Source organism: Pseudonocardia sp. DSM 110487, assembly GCF_019468565.1.
GTDB lineage: Bacteria > Actinomycetota > Actinomycetes > Mycobacteriales > Pseudonocardiaceae > Pseudonocardia.
Genome location: NZ_CP080521.1, coordinates 8,456,064 through 8,473,784 on the forward strand (window position 1 = coordinate 8,456,064; position 17,721 = coordinate 8,473,784).

The 17,721-nt window shown below is 72.3% G+C and carries 16 protein-coding genes; 7 read left to right on the forward strand and 9 right to left on the reverse strand.

Translation table 11 applies throughout. The annotated features are described in order from the left end of the window. Positions 1-520 precede the first annotated feature (520 nt). The 4 genes from lipB to K1T35_RS39595 form a co-directional block, all read right to left on the reverse strand. Positions 521-1,165 (reverse strand): lipoyl(octanoyl) transferase LipB, encoded by a 645-nt coding sequence (gene lipB, locus K1T35_RS39580; RefSeq protein ID WP_255621224.1) that lies wholly within the window; start codon positions 1,163-1,165, stop codon positions 521-523. A 2-nt stretch (positions 1,166-1,167) separates the two neighbouring features. Next, complete coding sequence (locus K1T35_RS39585) at positions 1,168-1,422, reverse strand: hypothetical protein (protein ID WP_220256813.1); 255 nt, start codon at positions 1,420-1,422, stop codon at positions 1,168-1,170. A 286-nt stretch (positions 1,423-1,708) separates the two neighbouring features. Next, complete coding sequence (locus K1T35_RS39590; RefSeq protein ID WP_220256814.1) at positions 1,709-2,236, reverse strand: DUF5130 family protein; 528 nt, start codon at positions 2,234-2,236, stop codon at positions 1,709-1,711. Beyond that, positions 2,223-2,510 carry a hypothetical protein gene (locus K1T35_RS39595; protein WP_220256815.1) on the reverse strand — a complete coding sequence of 96 codons (288 nt, stop codon included), beginning with the start codon at positions 2,508-2,510 and terminating at the stop codon, positions 2,223-2,225. The genes K1T35_RS39590 and K1T35_RS39595 overlap by 14 nt, the downstream gene beginning before the upstream one ends. A 412-nt stretch (positions 2,511-2,922) precedes the next feature. Here K1T35_RS39595 and K1T35_RS39600 point away from each other — a divergent pair, with 412 nt between their 5' ends. The 6 genes from K1T35_RS39600 to K1T35_RS39625 are packed head-to-tail and all read left to right on the forward strand — an operon-like array spanning position 2,923 to position 9,820. Further along, positions 2,923-3,981 carry a Gfo/Idh/MocA family protein gene (locus K1T35_RS39600; RefSeq protein ID WP_255621225.1) on the forward strand — a complete coding sequence of 353 codons (1,059 nt, stop codon included), beginning with the start codon at positions 2,923-2,925 and terminating at the stop codon, positions 3,979-3,981. Then, a complete protein-coding gene (locus K1T35_RS39605) occupies positions 3,978-5,081 on the forward strand; it encodes a DegT/DnrJ/EryC1/StrS aminotransferase family protein (RefSeq protein WP_220256816.1) in 1,104 nt (367 codons plus the stop codon). Before K1T35_RS39600 ends, K1T35_RS39605 begins: the two co-directional genes overlap by 4 nt. Then, positions 5,068-6,495: a sugar transferase gene (locus tag K1T35_RS39610; protein WP_220256817.1), complete on the forward strand. Its 1,428-nt coding sequence runs from the start codon at positions 5,068-5,070 to the stop codon at positions 6,493-6,495. The genes K1T35_RS39605 and K1T35_RS39610 overlap by 14 nt, the downstream gene beginning before the upstream one ends. After that, positions 6,492-7,478 carry a glycosyltransferase gene (locus K1T35_RS39615; protein WP_220256818.1) on the forward strand — a complete coding sequence of 329 codons (987 nt, stop codon included), beginning with the start codon at positions 6,492-6,494 and terminating at the stop codon, positions 7,476-7,478. The genes K1T35_RS39610 and K1T35_RS39615 overlap by 4 nt, the downstream gene beginning before the upstream one ends. After that, the gene (locus tag K1T35_RS39620) at positions 7,475-8,539 is read left to right on the forward strand and encodes a GNAT family N-acetyltransferase (RefSeq protein ID WP_220256819.1); all 1,065 of its coding nucleotides are present in this window, start codon (positions 7,475-7,477) and stop codon (positions 8,537-8,539) included. The genes K1T35_RS39615 and K1T35_RS39620 overlap by 4 nt, the downstream gene beginning before the upstream one ends. A 12-nt stretch (positions 8,540-8,551) precedes the next feature. Next, the gene (locus K1T35_RS39625; protein ID WP_220256820.1) at positions 8,552-9,820 is read left to right on the forward strand and encodes a nucleotide sugar dehydrogenase; all 1,269 of its coding nucleotides are present in this window, start codon (positions 8,552-8,554) and stop codon (positions 9,818-9,820) included. Here the strand turns inward: K1T35_RS39625 and K1T35_RS39630 are convergent. After that, positions 9,757-11,214 (reverse strand): hypothetical protein, encoded by a 1,458-nt coding sequence (locus K1T35_RS39630; RefSeq protein WP_220256821.1) that lies wholly within the window; start codon positions 11,212-11,214, stop codon positions 9,757-9,759. The two genes, K1T35_RS39625 and K1T35_RS39630, sit on opposite strands and share 64 nt — an antisense overlap. A gap of 104 nt (positions 11,215-11,318) precedes the next feature. Here K1T35_RS39630 and K1T35_RS39635 point away from each other — a divergent pair, with 104 nt between their 5' ends. Further along, the gene (locus tag K1T35_RS39635) at positions 11,319-12,899 is read left to right on the forward strand and encodes a polysaccharide biosynthesis tyrosine autokinase (protein ID WP_220256822.1); all 1,581 of its coding nucleotides are present in this window, start codon (positions 11,319-11,321) and stop codon (positions 12,897-12,899) included. Here the strand turns inward: K1T35_RS39635 and K1T35_RS39640 are convergent, their stop codons facing one another. The 4 genes from K1T35_RS39640 to K1T35_RS39655 are packed head-to-tail and all read right to left on the reverse strand — an operon-like array spanning position 12,900 to position 17,650. Continuing rightward, positions 12,900-14,177 carry a hypothetical protein gene (locus tag K1T35_RS39640; RefSeq protein WP_220256823.1) on the reverse strand — a complete coding sequence of 426 codons (1,278 nt, stop codon included), beginning with the start codon at positions 14,175-14,177 and terminating at the stop codon, positions 12,900-12,902. Next, positions 14,153-15,085 carry an NAD-dependent epimerase/dehydratase family protein gene (locus tag K1T35_RS39645; RefSeq protein ID WP_220256824.1) on the reverse strand — a complete coding sequence of 311 codons (933 nt, stop codon included), beginning with the start codon at positions 15,083-15,085 and terminating at the stop codon, positions 14,153-14,155. The genes K1T35_RS39640 and K1T35_RS39645 overlap by 25 nt, the downstream gene beginning before the upstream one ends. Before the next feature lie 8 nt (positions 15,086-15,093). Next, entirely contained in the window at positions 15,094-16,272 is a 1,179-nt protein-coding gene (locus K1T35_RS39650; RefSeq protein WP_220256825.1) for a glycosyltransferase, read from the reverse strand. Then, positions 16,265-17,650 carry a UDP-glucose/GDP-mannose dehydrogenase family protein gene (locus K1T35_RS39655; protein WP_370645218.1) on the reverse strand — a complete coding sequence of 462 codons (1,386 nt, stop codon included), beginning with the start codon at positions 17,648-17,650 and terminating at the stop codon, positions 16,265-16,267. The genes K1T35_RS39650 and K1T35_RS39655 overlap by 8 nt, the downstream gene beginning before the upstream one ends. Positions 17,651-17,721 lie beyond the last annotated feature (71 nt).

The window sequence follows — 17,721 nt, forward strand, 5'->3', positions numbered from 1 at the left end:
GCCGAGTAGCACGGTCGCCTGCGTACCCCACCTGGGCCGGCGCTCCTCGTCTCCGCCGGCGCGCCCCGTCGACGGGGCCCGCCGGCCGATACAGGGTGCGCCAGGGGAGCCGGGCGCGGCAGTGCAGGCTCCGGCCTCTTGGGCCTCCGGTGGCGCCGCGCAGTGTGCGGGGTCGCCCCTCACGACTCAAGGGCGCTCCGCGTCGCTTCGCGATCGCTGCGCGACCCTTGACTCGCGAGCCTCTGCGACCCCTCGGGCAGACGTCGCGGGCAGGCCAAGGGCCTGCCCGATGGGGCGCGCGGCGCCACCGGAGGCGGATCCACGGGCATGATCGAGGCTTCGGCGCGGAAACGGGCGAAAACAACCCGGGAACGCGCCGAACTGCTGATCAAGCCGCCATCCCGGGCCACGCACCCCTTGTCGGCCCACGCCACCCGTCGACGGTAGGCGCCAGCCGACACGGGACGCGCGAGCGGGGACGAGGAGCGTCGAGCGTCCGTCGGCGGGGGCGGTGCCCGGCTCAGCGGGCGCCGAGCGCCTCCGCGAGGGCGTCGCGGACCTCGGCCTCCTTCGGGGCCGGTTCACCGCGCTCCCCGGCCAACACCTGCAGGGACGTGATCCGGTCGGCGAGGCCGCAGGAGACGAAGTGGTCGAAGGCCGTCATGTCCGGGTCGACGTTCAGGGCGAACCCGTGGCTGCTGACGCCGCCGCGGATCCGCATACCGATCGAGGCGATCTTGCGACGATCCGGCGTCCACACGCCGACGAGGCTGGAGCCGCCGGGCGGGGTCTGCCTGCGGACGGCGGGGAAGCCCAGTGCGTCCAGGGCGGCGATGATGCCCTGCTCCATCCAGCGGACGACATCGGCGGGGCCGCGCTCGCGCACGTTGGCGACGAGGTAACCGACGATCTGGCCAGGGCCGTGGTACGTGGCCTGCCCGCCGCGGTCGACCTCGACCACGGGTAGCCCGGACGCGGCCGCCGGGAGGTCGGCCGGCGAGGTCCGCGAGCCATAGGTGACGACCGGTGGGTGGGAGAGCAGGAACAGCCGGTCGCCCGCAGTGCCTGCCTGGCATTCCGCCACCCAGCCCAGCATGGCCGTGGTGGCGGCCTCGTACTCGATCTCGCCCAGGTCGATCCGGGTGAGGCCGGGGAAGACCTGCACCGTCAGTGGGTGAGACCCACGCTGCGCAGGAAGCGCCGCCACGCGCTGTTGGCCGGGCGGTACTCGCCGCAGGCGGAGCGGCCGCAGGCGCCGCAGTCGGTGCCGGGCCGGTAGTGCTCGTGTGCCGCCGGACCGTGGCCGCACGTGCACGGGTCGACGACCGTGTGCTGCGCGGGCGGCTGGGGCGGGTCGGCGGGAACCGGCGAGGACACCCGCCGCTGCACCGGGAAGGACTCGAGGTCCGGGATGACCGGCATGCCCGTGGGCGGCGTGAGGACGGACGAACCAGTGCCCCGCCGGCCGCGACGCTGCCCATCGCCGGCTGAATGTCCCGTTGCCGCGTCACCCATGTAGGCCCTGCCCTTCATCAGTCCGTGGCCCGTGAAGGGCCGTGGACGCACAGTATGCGATGCGGGGCACTGAGTCGACCATCACCAACTCCGGTTAAAGCTCGGAGGTTACGGTCGATCTGTTACCGGTCGCGGTCCGCGTGGGCGCGGGGTACCCGATGACGAGCGGTCGGGAAACGCGGCCTGGGCCGGGTCAGCGCGTGCGGCGACGGCCGCCGGCCTGGTCGGCCAGCATGCGCAGGCCGCTCAGCAGACCGCCGAGCAGGTCGCCCTCCTTGAACGAGGCCACCATGCTCATGACGGCGAGCTTGGCGCCGCGGTCGGGCAGCCGGCTGCGGGCCTCGGCACCGCTCAGCACCTCCACGAACCGCTGCTCGGGGCTCACGGCCACGAGCACGGCCTCGCTGGCCCCCTCGAGCTGGTCGTGCAGCTCGGCGACGCGGGCCGACGGATCCGGGCCGAGGTCACCGAGGTACACGCTGAAGCGCAGGCCGGTCTCCCGGCTGGTGAGCGTGAGCGCCTCGTCGAGCCGGGCCATCTGCACAGGGGTGAACGGCTGCTCGGCCCGCGACGGCTCCTGGTACTCCTCCGCGCGGGAGATCCGGCCCGATGCCGTGACGACCGCTCCGACGGGCAGGTCCTCGCTCTCGGGCCGGACGACGGCGGTGCCGGTGCCGCCGTGGTCGGTGGTGCTGCCCGGGTGCGCCTCACCAGCTGCCACGAGCACCTCCTCGCTCGGCGCCGGCGCGCGCACCCACGAGTGCGGGGCCGCGGTCGGCGGTGTGGTCACCTGCGTGGTCGCCCGAGTGGTCGACGGGCGGCAGGTGCGCGCCCTCCGGGTTGGCCGTCCACCACATCGGGTCGTGCGGCCACGGCTGCCCCACCCGGTACCGGGGCCTGCGGGCCATCCGCGGTGCGACCACCAGCAACGCGATACCCAGGTACAACGCCACCGACGGCACCGCGAAGTAGAGGATCGTCTCCCACACGCTCACGTGCGAGAACGATAGTCGACGCGGCGCCGGCGGCCTGCCGCAGGGCGCTCCACGGGGAGCGGGGACCATAATCGTCAACAGCTATTGCGCGCGAGATATATCTACTAAGGTTAGGCGGACCTCACCAGAATCATCGCCCACTTGCAGCAACACCGTCCGGCAGACGTGTTCCCTGCTGTCCCCCAAACGCCGACCTGAGAAAACCCTGTAACACCCCCACCTATTCTCCTGATAGCCAGAACAGGCGGCGGGTACGGCATTCGAAGATCTCGTCGGCGAGGTTCGTGATCAGTCAGGGACACGGGGCGCGAACGCCGTTCGAGATCCGCGAGTGCGGGCCTGTCGCCGGGCGGCGGTGCTCAGTTGCGCCGGCGTCGGTCAGGGGGAATGCATCGCAGGGTCTGGGGGACCGGTGGCGAAGCGAGTTGACATACGCGTGGCCGTGGTGGGTTACGGCTACTGGGGGAGCAAGCACGTCCGCGTGCTGAGCACGATGCCCGACGTCGACGTCGTGGTCGTGGACGAGCACGTCGAGCGGCTCGAGGAGGCGGTGGCCTACTACCCGTCGGTGGAGAGAACGGCCACGTCCCTCGAGGACGTGCTCGACGACGTCGACGCGGTGCTGGTGGCCACGCCCCCGGCGGCGCACGCGGAGATCGCGCTGCAGGCGATCAACGCGGGCAAGCACGTGCTCGTCGAGAAGCCGATGGCCACGTCGGTCTCCGACGCGGAGGCGATGGTGCTCGCGGCCTCTGTACAGGGCGTGCAACTGATGGTCGGGCACACATTCGAATACAACGCCGCCGTGCGCAGGCTGCGGGACATCATCCGTTCCGGCACGCTCGGCCGCGTCCTCTACATCGATTCCGCACGGCTGAGCCTCGGCCGTTACCAGCGCGACGTGAACGTGATCTGGGACCTCGCGCCGCACGACATCTCGATCGCGTCGTTCCTGCTCGACGAACTGCCGGTCGCGACGTCGGTATGGGGCGACCGCAACGTCACGCCGTGGCGGGAGGATGTCGCGTACCTGCGGCTCGACTTCCCGGAGACGCGCGCGTTCGTGCACGTGAGCTGGCTGAACCCGAACAAGGTGCGCCGCACGACGGTGGTCGGCGAGCGGAAGATGGCCGTCTACGACGACATGTCCGACAACGAGCGGATCCGGATCTACGACATCGGCGTCGACCCGGCGAGCATCGACGACCCGCACAGTGCGCACGAGCGGCCGGTCAGCTACCGCACCGGCGACATCGTCTCGCCGTTCGTGGCGTTCCACGAGCCGTTGATGGCCCAGGACCGGGCCTTCGTCGACTCGGTGCGCACCGGCATCCCGTCGGAGACACCCGGCGAGCGCGGGCTCGACATCGTGCGCGTGCTCGCGGCCACCGACGCCGCGCTGGTCACCGGGCGCACGGCCCCGGTGCTCAAGCCCTCGCGGATCCTGCCCGGCGTGCGAGCGGTCTCGTGACGACGACGGTTCCGTTCCTCGACCTCGCCGCTGTGCACCTCGACCTGCGTGACGATCTCGACGTCGCGTGGAAGGAGGTGCTCGCGCACGGGCGATTCATCGGAGGGCCCGAGGTCGCGGCCTTCGAGGCGGCGTTCGCCGCCCACTGCGAGGTGGCGCACTGCGCAGGGGTGGCCAACGGCACCGACGCGCTCGAGCTGATCCTCGCCGGGCTGGGGATCGGGCCGGGCGACGAGGTGATCGTGCCGGCGAACACGTTCGTGGCCACCGTCGAGGCCGTGCGCACCGCGGGCGCGCGGCCCCGGTTCGTGGACGTGCGCCCCGACACCCTGCTGGCCGACCCGGCCGCCGTCGCCGCGGCCATCACGCCGCGGACGGCGGCAATCGTGGCCGTCCACCTGTTCGGGCAGATGGCCGACGTCGACGCGCTGGGGAAGCTCGCGTCCCGGCACGGGCTGGCGCTGATCGAGGACGCCGCGCAGGCCCACGGGGCTCGCTACCAGGGCCGGCGCGCTGGTAGCTGGGGCGCGGCCGCCGCGTTCAGCTTCTACCCCGGCAAGAACCTCGGCGCACTCGGCGACGGCGGGGCGGCGGTCTCCGACGACGCGCAGCTGATCGACCGGATCCGGCTGCTCGCCGACCACGGCCGCTCCGTCGACGACCGGTTCGTCCACGAGGTCTCCGGCCGCAACAGCCGCTTGGACACGCTCCAGGCGGCGGCGCTGCGGGTCAAGCTCGCCCACCTCGATCGAATGAACGAAGCCCGTGTCGCGCTGGTCGAGCGGTACCGGCGCGGCCTGCCCTCGTGGTGCGTGCCGGTCGCGGTGGACCCCGCCGCCGACCCCGTCTACCACCTGGCGGTGGTCCAGGTGCCGGACCGGCCCACCGTCACGTCCGCGCTCGACGCCGCCGGCATCGGGTGGGGGCTGCACTACCCGGTGCCCTGTCACCGTCAGCCCGCCTTCGCCGAGTACGCCGACGGTCCGCTCCCCGTGGTCGAGGAGGCCGCCGGGCGGATCCTGTCGCTCCCGCTGTCGCCCGGCATGGCGCCGGAGCAGGTCGACCTGGTCTGCGAGGTCCTGCACGATGTCCCGATCTGATCGTCACCGGCACGTGCCCTCGTTGCGGGCGCCCCGCGTGCTGATGTACCACTACTTCGGCGACGCACCCGGCGCCGACCCGGAGCAGCTCTTCGTCAGCGAGGAGGCGTTCGCGGCGCAGCTGCGTCACCTGCGCCGCAGCGGCTGGCACGCGCTCACGCTCGACGAGTACCTCGCCGCGCTGGACGGGGCCCCGACCCCGCGCCGCTCGTACCTGGTGACGATCGACGACGGGCACGAGTCCGCCGTGCGCGTCGCGGCGCCCGCGCTCCACGCGGCAGGCGTGCCGTCCGTGCTGTTCGTCTGCCCGGATCACATCGGCGGCCGGGCCGAGTGGACCGACGCCTACGCCGACGAGCGGCTCGCGCCGGCCGAGGAGCTGAAGGGGCTCCCGGACCTCGGCATGGAGCTGGGCGTCCACAGCGCCGACCACACCCGCATGGCCGGGATGGACGACGCCACCCTGCACGTCCACGTCACCGACGCGCGCGACCGGCTCGAGGCCACCACCGGGGTGCGGGCCCGCTCGTTCGCCTACCCGTACGGCACGCACGACCCCGCGGCAAGGGCCGCGGTCGCCGCCGAGGGCTACGAGGTGGCGTTCGCCGTGGCCCGCGAGAACGGCCGCTTCGCGGTCGACCGGGTGTTCGTCCGCAGCGGCGACTCGTTGCTGCGGTTCCGGTTCAAGCTGTCCACGGCGTACCGGGTGATCTCCCGGGTCGGCGGGCGGGCATGGCGGCTGCGGCACGCGGTCCGGAGGCTCGGGGCGCGGCTGCGGGGCATGGTGTCCGGTCGCGGCGCCGCGATCGTGCGCCGACTGGCCGACGTCGTGGTCTCGGGGGCCGCGCTCGTGGCGCTGGCGATCCCGATGCTGGTCATCGCCGCCGCCATCCGGATCGAGAGCGACGGGCCCGCCCTGTTCCGGCAGCGGCGGGTGGGGCTGCGCCGCCGTCCGTTCGAGATGCTCAAGTTCCGCACGATGAAGCCCGGCGGCGACGACAGCGCGCTGCGGGAGTTGATCGCGCGCGAGCTGCGGGGCGAGGACACCGTCGTCGACGGCAGCTCGAAGCTGAACGGTGACACCCGCATCACCCGCGTCGGCCGGTTCCTGCGCCGCACGAGCCTCGACGAGCTGCCGCAGCTGATCAACGTGCTGCGCGGCGACATGACGCTGGTGGGGCCGCGGCCGTGCCTCGAATGGGAGGCCGAGATGTTCCCGGCCGAGTACGGGGCGCGGTTCGACGTGCCACCTGGCCTCACCGGGTTGTGGCAGGTCAGCGGCCGCAGCGCCCTCGGCACGCTCGACATGCTTCGCCTCGACGTCCGGTACGTGGAGGAGCGCACCCTCGCGCGCGACCTCGAGATACTGGTCCGCACGGTGCCGGCCGTGCTGGGTGGGGGTGGATCGCGGTGACCACCGTCCTCGTCGCGACGACGGGCGGCCACCTCACCCAGCTGCACGGCCTCGCCGAGCGGATCCCGCCCGACCCGGACTCCGTCTGGGTCACCCACGCCAACGAGCAGAGCACGTCGCTCCTCGCCGACCGGGACGTGGAGTACGTGCCGTACGTCGGCCAGAAGGACGTGCCGGGCGTGCTCCGGTGCATGCTGCACGCCCACCGGCTGTTCCGGGAGCGGCGGCCCACCCGGGCAGTGTCCACCGGGTCGGGCATCGCGCTGGGCTACCTGCCCTACCTCGCCGCGCGCGGGGTCGAATGCCACTACATCGAGAGCGCGGCGCGGGTGGGCGGGCCCTCGCTCACCGGCCGCATCCTGCGCTGGGTCCCCCGGGTGCACACCTACACCCAGTCCCAGAGCTGGAGCGGCGGGCCGTGGCGCTACGGGGGCAACGGGTTCGACGCGTACGAGGCGGTGCCGGCCCGGCGGGAGCCCGGCGACCGCGTCAAGGTCGTCGTCACGGTCGGCACGGCGGCCGAGTTCCCGTTCCGGCGGCTCGTGCTCCCAATGGCCAAGCTCCTTGCCGCCGACGGGCCACTCGAACAGGCCATGGGCCGTCCCGTCGACGTCCTGTGGCAGACCGGGTGCACACCGGTCGACGACCTGCCGATCACGGCCACCCCGTTCCTGCCCGCCGCGGACCTCACCGCCGCGCTCGCGGAAGCCGACATCGTGGTCAGCCACGGCGGCACCGGCTCTGCACTGGCCAACCTCGCCGCGGGCCGGTTCGCCGTCATGGTGAGCCGGGAGGCCGAGTTCGGCGAGGCGGCCGACGACCACCAGCGGGAGCTCGCCGACGAGCTGGCCGCGCGCGGGCTCGCCCTGCACCGCAGCCCCGCCGACATCACGGTGGACGACCTCGTGGCCACGCTGTCGACGGCGGTGCGCAGGGCGTCCGAGGTGCCGCCGTTCGAGCTCCGGACCAAGACGGAGCCATGAACGTCCTGACCGTCGTCGCAGCCGACCCCGTCACCGATCCTCGGTGGCGCCGGCTGGCCGCGGAGCCGGGCGCGAGCCTGTTCACGTCACCGCCGTGGATCAAGGCGGTGTGCCGCTCCTACGGCTTCACGCCGGAGGCGCGGATCGCGCTCGACGCCGCGGGCGAACCGGTCGGCGGGTTCGCGTGGGTCGCCGTGCAGGACGTGCGCGGGAGGCGCCTGTCGAGCCTGCCCTTCTCCGACCGGGCCGACCCGCTCGTGGCGGAGCCGCCGGTCTGGACCGCCCTGCTGGACGCGGCGAAGACCGGCGACGACCAGCTGACGCTGCGCTGCCTCGACGACTCGGCCGCGCTCGCCGACCCGCGGCTGCGCGCGATCGGCGCGGCGGCGTGGCACGGCACCCCCCTCGACGCGGGGATCGACGAGCTGCACCGGCGGATCTCCAGCACGTCGCGCCGCAACATCGCGGCGGCCGGGCGGGCCGGGGTCCGCGTGGACGTCCGCGACGACCTCGACGCGGTGCGCACCTTCCACCGCCTGCACGTCGGGCTGCGCAAGCACAAGTACCGGCTGCTCGCGCAGCCGCGCGAGTTCTTCGAGAACATCTGGCACGAGTTCCACGAGGGCGGCGCCGATGACAATGGGCGCTGCGTCACCCTGCTCGCGTCACTCGACGGCGAGGTGATCGCCGGCGCGATGTTCCTCGAGTGGAGCGACGTCCTCTACTACAAGTTCGGCGCCTCGGTGCCGGAGCACCTGCGGGCACGCCCGAACGACGCCGTCTACTGGACCGGGATCCGGCGCGGCGTCGAGCGCGGCATGCGGCTCGTCGACTGGGGCTTGTCCGACCTCGACCAACCCGGCCTCGTCGGGTTCAAGAGGAAGTGGGCGAGCGACGAGCGCCGCATCGTCACATTGCGCTCCGGCACCTGGCTGCAGGCGCCCGAGCAGGAGGAGTTCGGGCGGGAGCTGGGTGAGCTCACCCGCCTGCTCACCGACTCGTCGGTGCCCGACGAGATCACCGCGCGGGCGGGCGCGCTCCTCTACCGCTATTTCTGCTGAGGGGGATCAGTCATGTCGGTTGTCGCAGGTCCGGTTGTTGTCGTCGGCCAGGGCTATGTCGGCCTGCCGCTCGCGGTGCGCGCGGTGCGGGTCGGCCACACCGTGATCGGGTTCGACCTGGACAAGCACCGCGTCGACCAGCTGCGGCGCGGCGAGAGCTTCATCGACGACATCGGCGACGACGACATCGCCGACTGCCTGCGCACGGGCCGCTTCACGGCCACCGACAACCCCGGCGACATCGCGGGCTTCCGCGTCGCCGTGGTGTGCGTACCCACGCCGCTGCGCGACGGCGCTCCCGACCTGTCCTACATCGAGGAGTCGGCCCGCCTGCTCGCGCCGCACCTGACCGCGGGCGCCTGCGTCGTGCTCGAGTCCACGACCTACCCCGGCACCACGGAGGAGGTCTTCGGCCCGATCCTCGAGGCCGGGTCCGGCCTCTCGGCAGGCACCGACTTCCACCTCGGGTACAGCCCCGAGCGCATCGACCCGAACAACGCCACCTGGCACCTGCAGAACACGCCGAAGATCGTCTCCGGCGTCGACGAGGCCTCCGCGGCCGCCGTGCGGGAGTTCTACGACACGATCGTCGACCGCACGGTGGCGGCGCCGGGCACCCGCGAGGCGGAGCTGTCGAAGCTGCTCGAGAACACCTTCCGGCACGTCAACATCGCGCTGGTCAACGAGCTGGCGGTGTACTGCCACGAGCTCGGCATCGACGTGTGGTCGGTCATCGACATGGCGGCGACGAAGCCGTTCGGGTTCATGAAGTTCACGCCGGGGCCGGGCGTGGGCGGCCACTGCCTGCCGATCGACCCCTCGTACCTGTCGTGGCGCGTGCGCCGCTCGCTCGGCCGCACGTTCCGGTTCGTCGAGATCGCCAACGACGTGAACGACAACATGCCCGCGTACGTGGCCTCGCGGGTCACCGAGCACCTGAACCGCCGCAAGCTCGCGGTGAACGGCAGCAAGGTCCTGCTCGTCGGGCTCACCTACAAGCGCAACTCCGGCGACGCCCGCCAGTCCCCTGCCGTGCCGGTGGCACACCGGCTCGCCGACCTCGGCGCACAGCTGTCCGCGATCGACCCGAAGGTCATGGCGGCCGACGTGCCCGACGGCGTGGAGCTGGTCGAGTGCACGCCCGAGGTCCTCGAAGGGGCCGACGTCGTGGTGATCCTCACCGACCACGACGACATCGACTGGGAGCTCGTCGAGCGTCACGCCGACCGGGTGCTGGACACCCGCAACCGGCTGTCCGGGGCGGGAGTGGATCGGCTGTGATCCGCGTCCGACAGCGCTGCCACGATCCCGACGAGCCCGAAGAACAGGCCGAACATCGGTGGGCCCGTGAACGTCACGGTGGCGATGGACTGCACGAGGCAGGCCACCATCCAGCCCATCGTCACCAGGCCGATCCACCGCACCAGCGGCTGCCCCGACGACCCCCACAGCCTGCGAGCCGCGCGGTAGATCGCGATCAGGCCGGCCACGAAGGCGATGGTGCCGAGGAAGCCGGACTCGCCGATGATCGCCGGCCACTCGGTGTCGGTGAGGAAGCGGCCGTTCTCCACGCCGCGGCCCAGTCCCCAGACATCGGGGAACCCGCGCGCGACGTACTCGGGGCTGTAGTTATCGGCGGCCGTCGCCGACCCGTACCGGCCGAACCCGGCGCCGAGGGGGAAGTGGCCTGCAGCCACGTCGAAGGAGCCGACGGTGAGCACCGTGCGCGCCGCCGAGGTCGCAACGCTCGGGTCGAGGTAGTCCGAGTAGGTCTCGTTCACCACGGCGGCGATCGGCGCGGCCAGCACGACCGCCGCGAGCGGGACGCACACGGCCGCGGCGAGCAGCGCGCCCCAGGAGCGCCCCATCGCCTTCACCCAGACCCAGGCCGCCACGAGGCTGCCGATGGCGGTCCGGCGCGCGGACAACAGCGAGCCCGCGGCGGTGGCGATCATGAGCACGAACGTCAACACGCCTTTGCGCACCGCTATCCGCCAGGCGGTGAGCGCCACCGCGGACAGCGTCATGAACTGCCCGAGGTCGATCGGGTGGCTGAACGGCCCGACGAGGGACGGGAGCGCTCCGCGGGCCTGTACGGCGTTCTCGTCGCTCGCCATGAACGCCAGCCAGGGGTCCTCGAGCGCGAAGTTGGCCGCGGTGGCCGCGACGCAGAAGACCACGAGGACCACGCCGGCCTTTGCCGCGGAGCGCAGGTGCCGCTCCTCCCAGTCGACCTGAGCGACCGCCCACGCGAACACGAGGCCCTTGGCCACCACCACCGCGCCGGTGAGGAAGATGTCGGGGGCGACCCCGAGGACGAGGCCGCTCACCAATCCGGCGACGACGAAACCTGCGAACCACCACTGCCCGGGGAACACGCGCAGCGACTGCCTCGCGGCGAGGCGGCGCAGCGGCAGGACGAAGGCGCAGAGCAGCACCATCGCCTCGTCCAGGTAGCTCAGCTCCGGCACCGGCACCAGGTGCATCAGCGGGCGGACGAACAGCGCCGCGAGGACGGCGAGCCCCACGGTGGTGCGCGGGGCCGCGACCGCCATGAGCAGGAGGACCGCGCCGACGAGGGTCGCCACGGCGGCGATCGGCTGCACGACGGCGAGCGCACCCAAGGCGGCTGCCGCCAGCGGCCATGGCCACACCGGCCGGTTCAACACGGTCATCACACCAACCGTGCCAGGCTGGAGAGGACTGGTGCAAGGCGCGCTCCCCCACCCTGCACGTCCCTAGACCGAAAATTGCGACGGGCTGATTCCCGGGGGCGAAAATGACCGTTGACCGAGCCATCCACCTACTGCGCGAGCGCTGGAAGATCGTGGCGCTATGCGTGGTGCTCGGCGTGCTCGGAGCGGGGGTCGCGAGCTACCTCGCTCCCCGCCAGTACAACTCCGACATCACGCTCTACGTCTCCCTGCAGGGGGCTGCCGAAGACTCCGACGAGGCGTACCAGGCCAACGAGCTCGCCAAGGAGCGGGTTCTGTCCTACGAGCCGCTCCTCACCGACGAGCGCATCACGCAACCCGTGATCGACCGGCTCGGGCTGGCGATGACCCCGGTGGAGCTGGCCCAGCACATCACCGTGACCGTCGACGCGGACACCGTCGTCCTCACGGCCGACGTGCGGGATTCCACCCCTGACGGGGCGGCGAGCATCGCCAACGCGCTCGCCGAGGAGTTCGTGGGCCTCGTCGGGCAGCTCGAGGAGCCGATCGGCACCGCGCCTCCCCCGCCGGCCCCCGGCCAGCCGGCCCCACCGGCGCAGGAACCCACGAAGATCGGGGCCGAGATCATCCGTCCGGCCACAGCGGATCCCAACCCGGTGTCCCCCGATACGCCGTTCAACCTGGCGCTCGGCGGAGCGCTGGGTCTGCTGATCGGCGTCGTGGGCCTGGTCGTCCGCGAGGCACGGGACAACTCGGTCCGTTCGGCAGCCGAGCTGCGCGAGCTGGTGTCGGCCCCGGTGCTCGCGGAGATCGCTCACGATCGCCGGGTGCCCACGCGCCCGTTGCTCGTCGATGACCCCTTCGGAGCCCCGCGTGCTGAGGCGTTCCGGAGGCTGCGCACGAACCTGCAGTTCCTGAACGGGCGGCAGGGCCGGGGCGTGATCGTGGTGACGAGCGCACGAATCGGCGAAGGCACGTCCACCACCGCGTGCAACCTCGCGATCACGCTCGCCGAGGCCGGCAACCGCGTCCTGCTGGTCGATGCCAATCTGCGCGACCCGGGGGTGGCCGACTACCTGGGGGTGGACCCGGTCCCGGGTCTGGTGGACGTCCTCGTTGGACGGATGGTGTGGCAGGCCGCGTGCAAGCCCTGGAGCCGGGGCGCGTTCGACGTGCTGCCGGCCGGTTCGGTCACCCACGACCACAGCCAACTGCTGTCCTCGTTCGGGCTCGCCGACCTGTTCGGCGACATGCGCAACCATTACCACTTCATCGTGCTCGACACGCCCGCGCTCCTGCCGGTGTCCGACGCCGCGGCGGTGGCCGCGCGGGCCGACGGCGTCGTCCTCGTGGTGCAGCACCGGCAAACCTCGCGGGAGCAGGTGAGCACGGCCATGGCGGCGTTGAACTCGGTGTCCGCGCGAGTGCTCGGTACCGTGCTCGCGATGCGGAAGGGCCGGCTCGGCAGGGAGGCCCGGGTGGCGACCTACCGTTCGTCCCCGCCACCGCCCCGGCGCGATGCGCCCCCGGTGCCGGTTCCCGCCGAGATCACGAGCCCGCCCACGGGAATCCCGCAGGCCATCCCCGAGCAGGCCACGACCAACGGCAAGCGGGAGGAGGGTGGCGTCGGGTCCCACGCCGTCTACGACTCGAAACGGCGGCCGTCGCCGACACGGCGTTCCTGATCACCGCAGTTCGTGGCCGATCGTCTGCGGTACGGCGGTGCGCAGCAGCACGATGTAAACGCCGGCCATCGTCCACCGCAGCAGCACGGTGGCCACCACGATGCCGACAGGGCCGAGGAGCACGAAGAAGATCACGTCCAGCACGGCGTTGAGCACGGCGGTCGCGGCGGCGATCCCCAGCATCCATCGCTGCCTGCGGGCGACCACCAGCAGGCGGGTACCGACCACGTTGAACACGTGGGCCGGGAGCGACAGCATCACGATCGCGCCCCACAGGAACCCCTGGCCCCACGACGCGGGCAGCAGGCCGGACGCGAGCCCGGCGAGGCAGACCAGCGCCCCGCCAGCGGTGAGCACCACGGTGACCAGCCCGAGCACCCGCCCGTCCCGGCGCAGCAGCGCGGTCGCCTCGCCGGGCGCCATCGTCGGCAGCCGGGCCCACGCGCCCACCCTCCGCACGAGGAATGCCATGTTGACGAACTGGGCCGCCGCGTACATCAGCCGGTCGGCCATCTCGTAGCTCGACACGGAGCCCGCTCCGGATGCGGAGAGGAACAGCCGGTCGACCGCCGGGCCGAGCTGCGTCACCCCGGAGGAGAGGGCCTGCGCGACCAGCCCGAACGGTGTCAGGGCCCCGTCCTCGGCGCCCGCCTGCTTGGCGCGGAGCCTGCGCGCCGCCACCGCGAGGACGACCGCCCTGGCCGCCTCCCCCGCCGGCAGCATCGCCGCCACCGCGACGAGGGGCGCGTCCCACCACACGGCAAGGAGCACGGCGGGCAGGAGCGTGCGCATCGCCTGCACCGCGATCGGCACCGTCGGGCTGCCCCGTGCGATGCACTCCCCGGAGAGGATGCTCGCCACCGCGGCGAGGATCGGGGCCGGCCCGACGGCACATACGAGCAGGATGAACTCGCCCCGCGCGGGCGAGCCCACGGCGTAGGCGAGCCCCAGCGCGGGCACCACCAGCACTGTGAGGGCCGTCGCGAACAGCAGGACGCGCCGCCGGTAGTCGCGCAGCGCGGCAGGGCCCGGGTTGCGCTCCCTGCCGAGCACCCGCCCGTACTCCGCGATCGTGGTCAGCTCGACGGCCGAGCCGACGATCACCGACACCGTGATCGCCACGGACGTCGCGAGCAGCAGCAAGTCCGAGGCGCCCGGCGTGAGCACCAGCGCGGCGACGAACGGGAACGTGAACCCCGGCAGCGACCCGATGATGGCCGCTGCCGCGGTGTGCAGGTCCTTCCGCAGGAGGCCTACGCCAGCACGGTGGCGGCCCACCGGTACTGCTCCTCGAGCCCCTCGCGCAGTGGGACGGCGGGCGCCCAGCCGACAGCCGCCTCGATGGCGGCCGTGCTCCCGCCCGTACGCTCGACGTCACCGAGCACCGGGTCGCCCCTGCGGACGACGGGCGTGCGGCCCGAGATCTCGCCGAGGAGCTCGATGACCTCGTTCACCGTGGTGGAGGTTCCGCCTGCGACGTTGAACACCGCGCCCGCGGGGAGGTCGGCCCCTGAGACGCGCAGGTTGGCCTCGACCACGTCGTCGACGTAGGTGAAGTCGCGGACCTGCTCACCGGTGCCGAACACCGGGATCTCCGCGCCGTCGCGAATGGCCGTGCAGAAGTTGGTGAAGGCCATGTCGGGCCGCTGGCGCGGACCGTAGACGGTGAAGTAGCGCAGCGACACCGTGGGCAGGGCGTAGTTCTGGGCGTACAGGACGCAGAGGTGCTCCGCCGCCAGCTTGGTGACGCCGTACGGCGACAGCGGCTGCGGCCGGTCGGTCTCCTCGGTGGGATAGCGCAGCGCGTTGCCGTAGACCGACGACGAGGAGGCGTAGACGAAGCGGACGAGGCGAGGCGCCCGCAACGCCGCCTCCAGGAGCTTCTGGGTGGCGCCGACGTTGCCCTGCAGGTAGGCCCCGAAGTCGCTGCCCCACGACTTGCGCACCCCGGGCTGGCCCGCCTGGTGGTAGACCACCTCGATGTCGGCGAGCAGGGTGGCGAGGTCGACCGCGTTCAGGTCGGCCTCCACCAACCGCAGCCGGGGGTGCTCGATGTCGCGCAGGTTGTCGCGCTTGAGCCGCGGGTCGTAGTAGTCGGTGAGCGCGTCGACGCCCACGACGTCGTGCCCGTCGGCGAGCAGCCGGCGCGCGAGCGTGCTGCCGACGAAGCCGGCAACGCCAGTCACCAGCGCCTTCACGACGATGCAGCCGGGGTGAGACCGCGGAAGAACACGTCCCGGACGACCCGAGGCGCGCTCAAGTCGGCGACAGCGGCCGTGACATCGGTGCGGTCCAGCCCGCGCGTCGCGCGGATGGCATCGGCAAGCGCGGCTGCGTCCCGCCCGCGAACGAAGCCAGAGACGCCCTCGGTGACCAGGCCGCCGGTGTCGGCGCCCTCGGTGACCACCGCCGGCAAGCCCGTCGCCATGGCCTCGACCAGCACCCGCGGGAAGCCCTCGTAGCCGGCGTGCGAGGTCATCAGGAAGACCCCGGAGCGGCTGCGGGCCTCGGCCACGTCGGCCGGCCCGAGCCGCCCTCGCAGCGCGATGCGGTCGGCGACCTCCTTCGGCAGGGCCGCGATCTGTTCCTCCAGCGCGGGCCGCAGCGTGCCGGACCCGATCACCTCGAGCGTCCACGGCTCATCGGGCCGTTCCTGCGCGAGGTGTACGAAGGCGCGCACAGCCAGCGCGGGGTCCTTCGGGACCTCCAGGCGGCCCACCCAGACCACTGCGTGCGGGTTCGCCGGTCGCGTGACCGGCTGCGTGATGGCCGGGTCGAACCAGGTGGGCGCTGACACCGTGCGCGGGTTCCACTGCCGCACCTTCTCCGCGTACGCCGGGTTGAACACGATCACCCGCTCGGCGAGCCTCGCGATCATCCGGTCGAGCCGCTCGTGCAGGCTGCCGGTGAACCGCCAGTACGAGTCCGACGTCGGCCCGAGCAGGCCCCGTTCCTGCGTGTGGATGCAGTACACGAGCGGCCCGCGGAACAGCACGCGGGTGAACATGCCCGTGTCGACGCGGTGAGCCTGGACGGCCTTCGGCTTCGGGATGGATCGCCGGTAGCGCAACAGTCCCGCCACGAGCCGCAGTGAGTAGGGCAGGAAGCCCTTCGGCCGGGACGTGTCGATCCGGGCGACCGGCAAGAACCAGATATCGCGGTCGCCCCGGCGGAGCCGTTGCCACACGCCGAGCGGCTGATCCGGCGAGCCCGCCTCGTGGACCCCGACCATGCCCAGCTGGACGCCCTCCGGCGCGTAATCGAAGAACCCGCGCAGGCAGGTGTCGATCCCGCCGATGGTGACCGCGCGCCGCGGGTCGGACTGCTGGATCACGAGACGGTCGATCTCGCCGTCCTGTGGAGCGTCAGGCATCGCCGTCCCCCACGATGTTCCCGGCAAGGCGCGGCGACCGCCCGACCGCGATCCACGAGAAGCCGGCGCGGCGCAGGACGTCCGGGTCCACGAGGTTCCTCGTGTCGACCACGATCGCCTGCCGGACGACAGTCGCCAGCCGCGGCCAGTCCAGCCCGCGGAACTCCGGCCACTCGGTGAGGACGACCAGCGCGTCGGCGTCCTTCGCGGCCACGTAGGGGTCGTCGACGACCGTCAGCAGGTCTCCGTCGAACCCTGCGCCGTTCAGCATGGGGTCGTCGGCCCGGATCGCCGGGTCGAACGCCTGCAGTTCGGCGCCGGCCTGCCGCAGCAGAGCGGCGACGGCGAGCGCGGGCGAGTCGCGCAGATCGCTGGTGCCGGCCTTGAACGCCAGCCCCAGCAGGGCGATCCGCTTGCGGGTGAGCGACCCGTTCCGCTTGCCCGTGACGGCGGTCTGGATCTTCTCGAGGATCCGCCTGCTCTGGCGGGTGTTCGTCTCGATGGCCGCCCGCAGGAGCCGGAACTCGAAGTCGACCGAGTCGGCCAGCTGCAGCAGCGCCGAGGTGTCCTTGGGCAGGCACGAGCCGCCCCAGCCGGGACCGGGCGAGAGGTAGGACTGGCCGATCCGCTTGTCGTAGCCGAGGCCCTCCGTGACGTCCTCGACGTCGGCGCCCAGCCGCTCGCACAGCTCGGCGATCGCGTTCACGTACGACAGCTTCGTCGCGAGGAAGCAGTTCGCGGCGTACTTGATCATCTCGGCGCTCGCCAGATCGGTGAGCACGGTCGGGGCGCCGAGCCGGGCGTACAGCGCCGCGACGCGCTCGGCGGCGTCCTGGGCGTTCGAACCGACGATGATGCGGTCGGGGTGCAGGAAATCGTGCACCCCGGAGCCCTCCCTGAGGAACTCCGGGTTGCTCACCACGGCGACATCGGGACGGTCGATGAGCTCCGCGGTGCGCTCGCCCGTGCCCACGGGCACGGTGGACTTGTTGACCACGATCGCCCCGGCGGGCAGGACCTCGCGGACCTCGTCGACGACCGCCTCGACGGCGGAGAGGTCCGCGATACCCCCGATCCCCATGGGGGTGGGCACGCAGACGAACAGGACCTCGCACGGCATGCCGTCACTGCGCAGCTCGTCGAGCGCGGCCCGCGCACCGGTGACGAACGACAGCCGGCCTGCCGCCAGCATCTCCCCGACCATCTCGGCGAGCCCCGGCTCACGGATGTCGATCTTCCCGACCTGCAGCCGCTCGACCTTCGAGCGGTCGACGTCGGCACAGATCACCCGATGACCCAACGACGCGAGACATGCTCCGGTCGTCAGGCCGACATACCCAGTTCCCACCACCACGATGCGGCGGGCAAATTCCGACACCAGCGTCTCCTCCCCCGTCAACGCAGGACGTCGTCATGACCCTGTCGGGCCAGCGCTCGGCCGCGTTACCA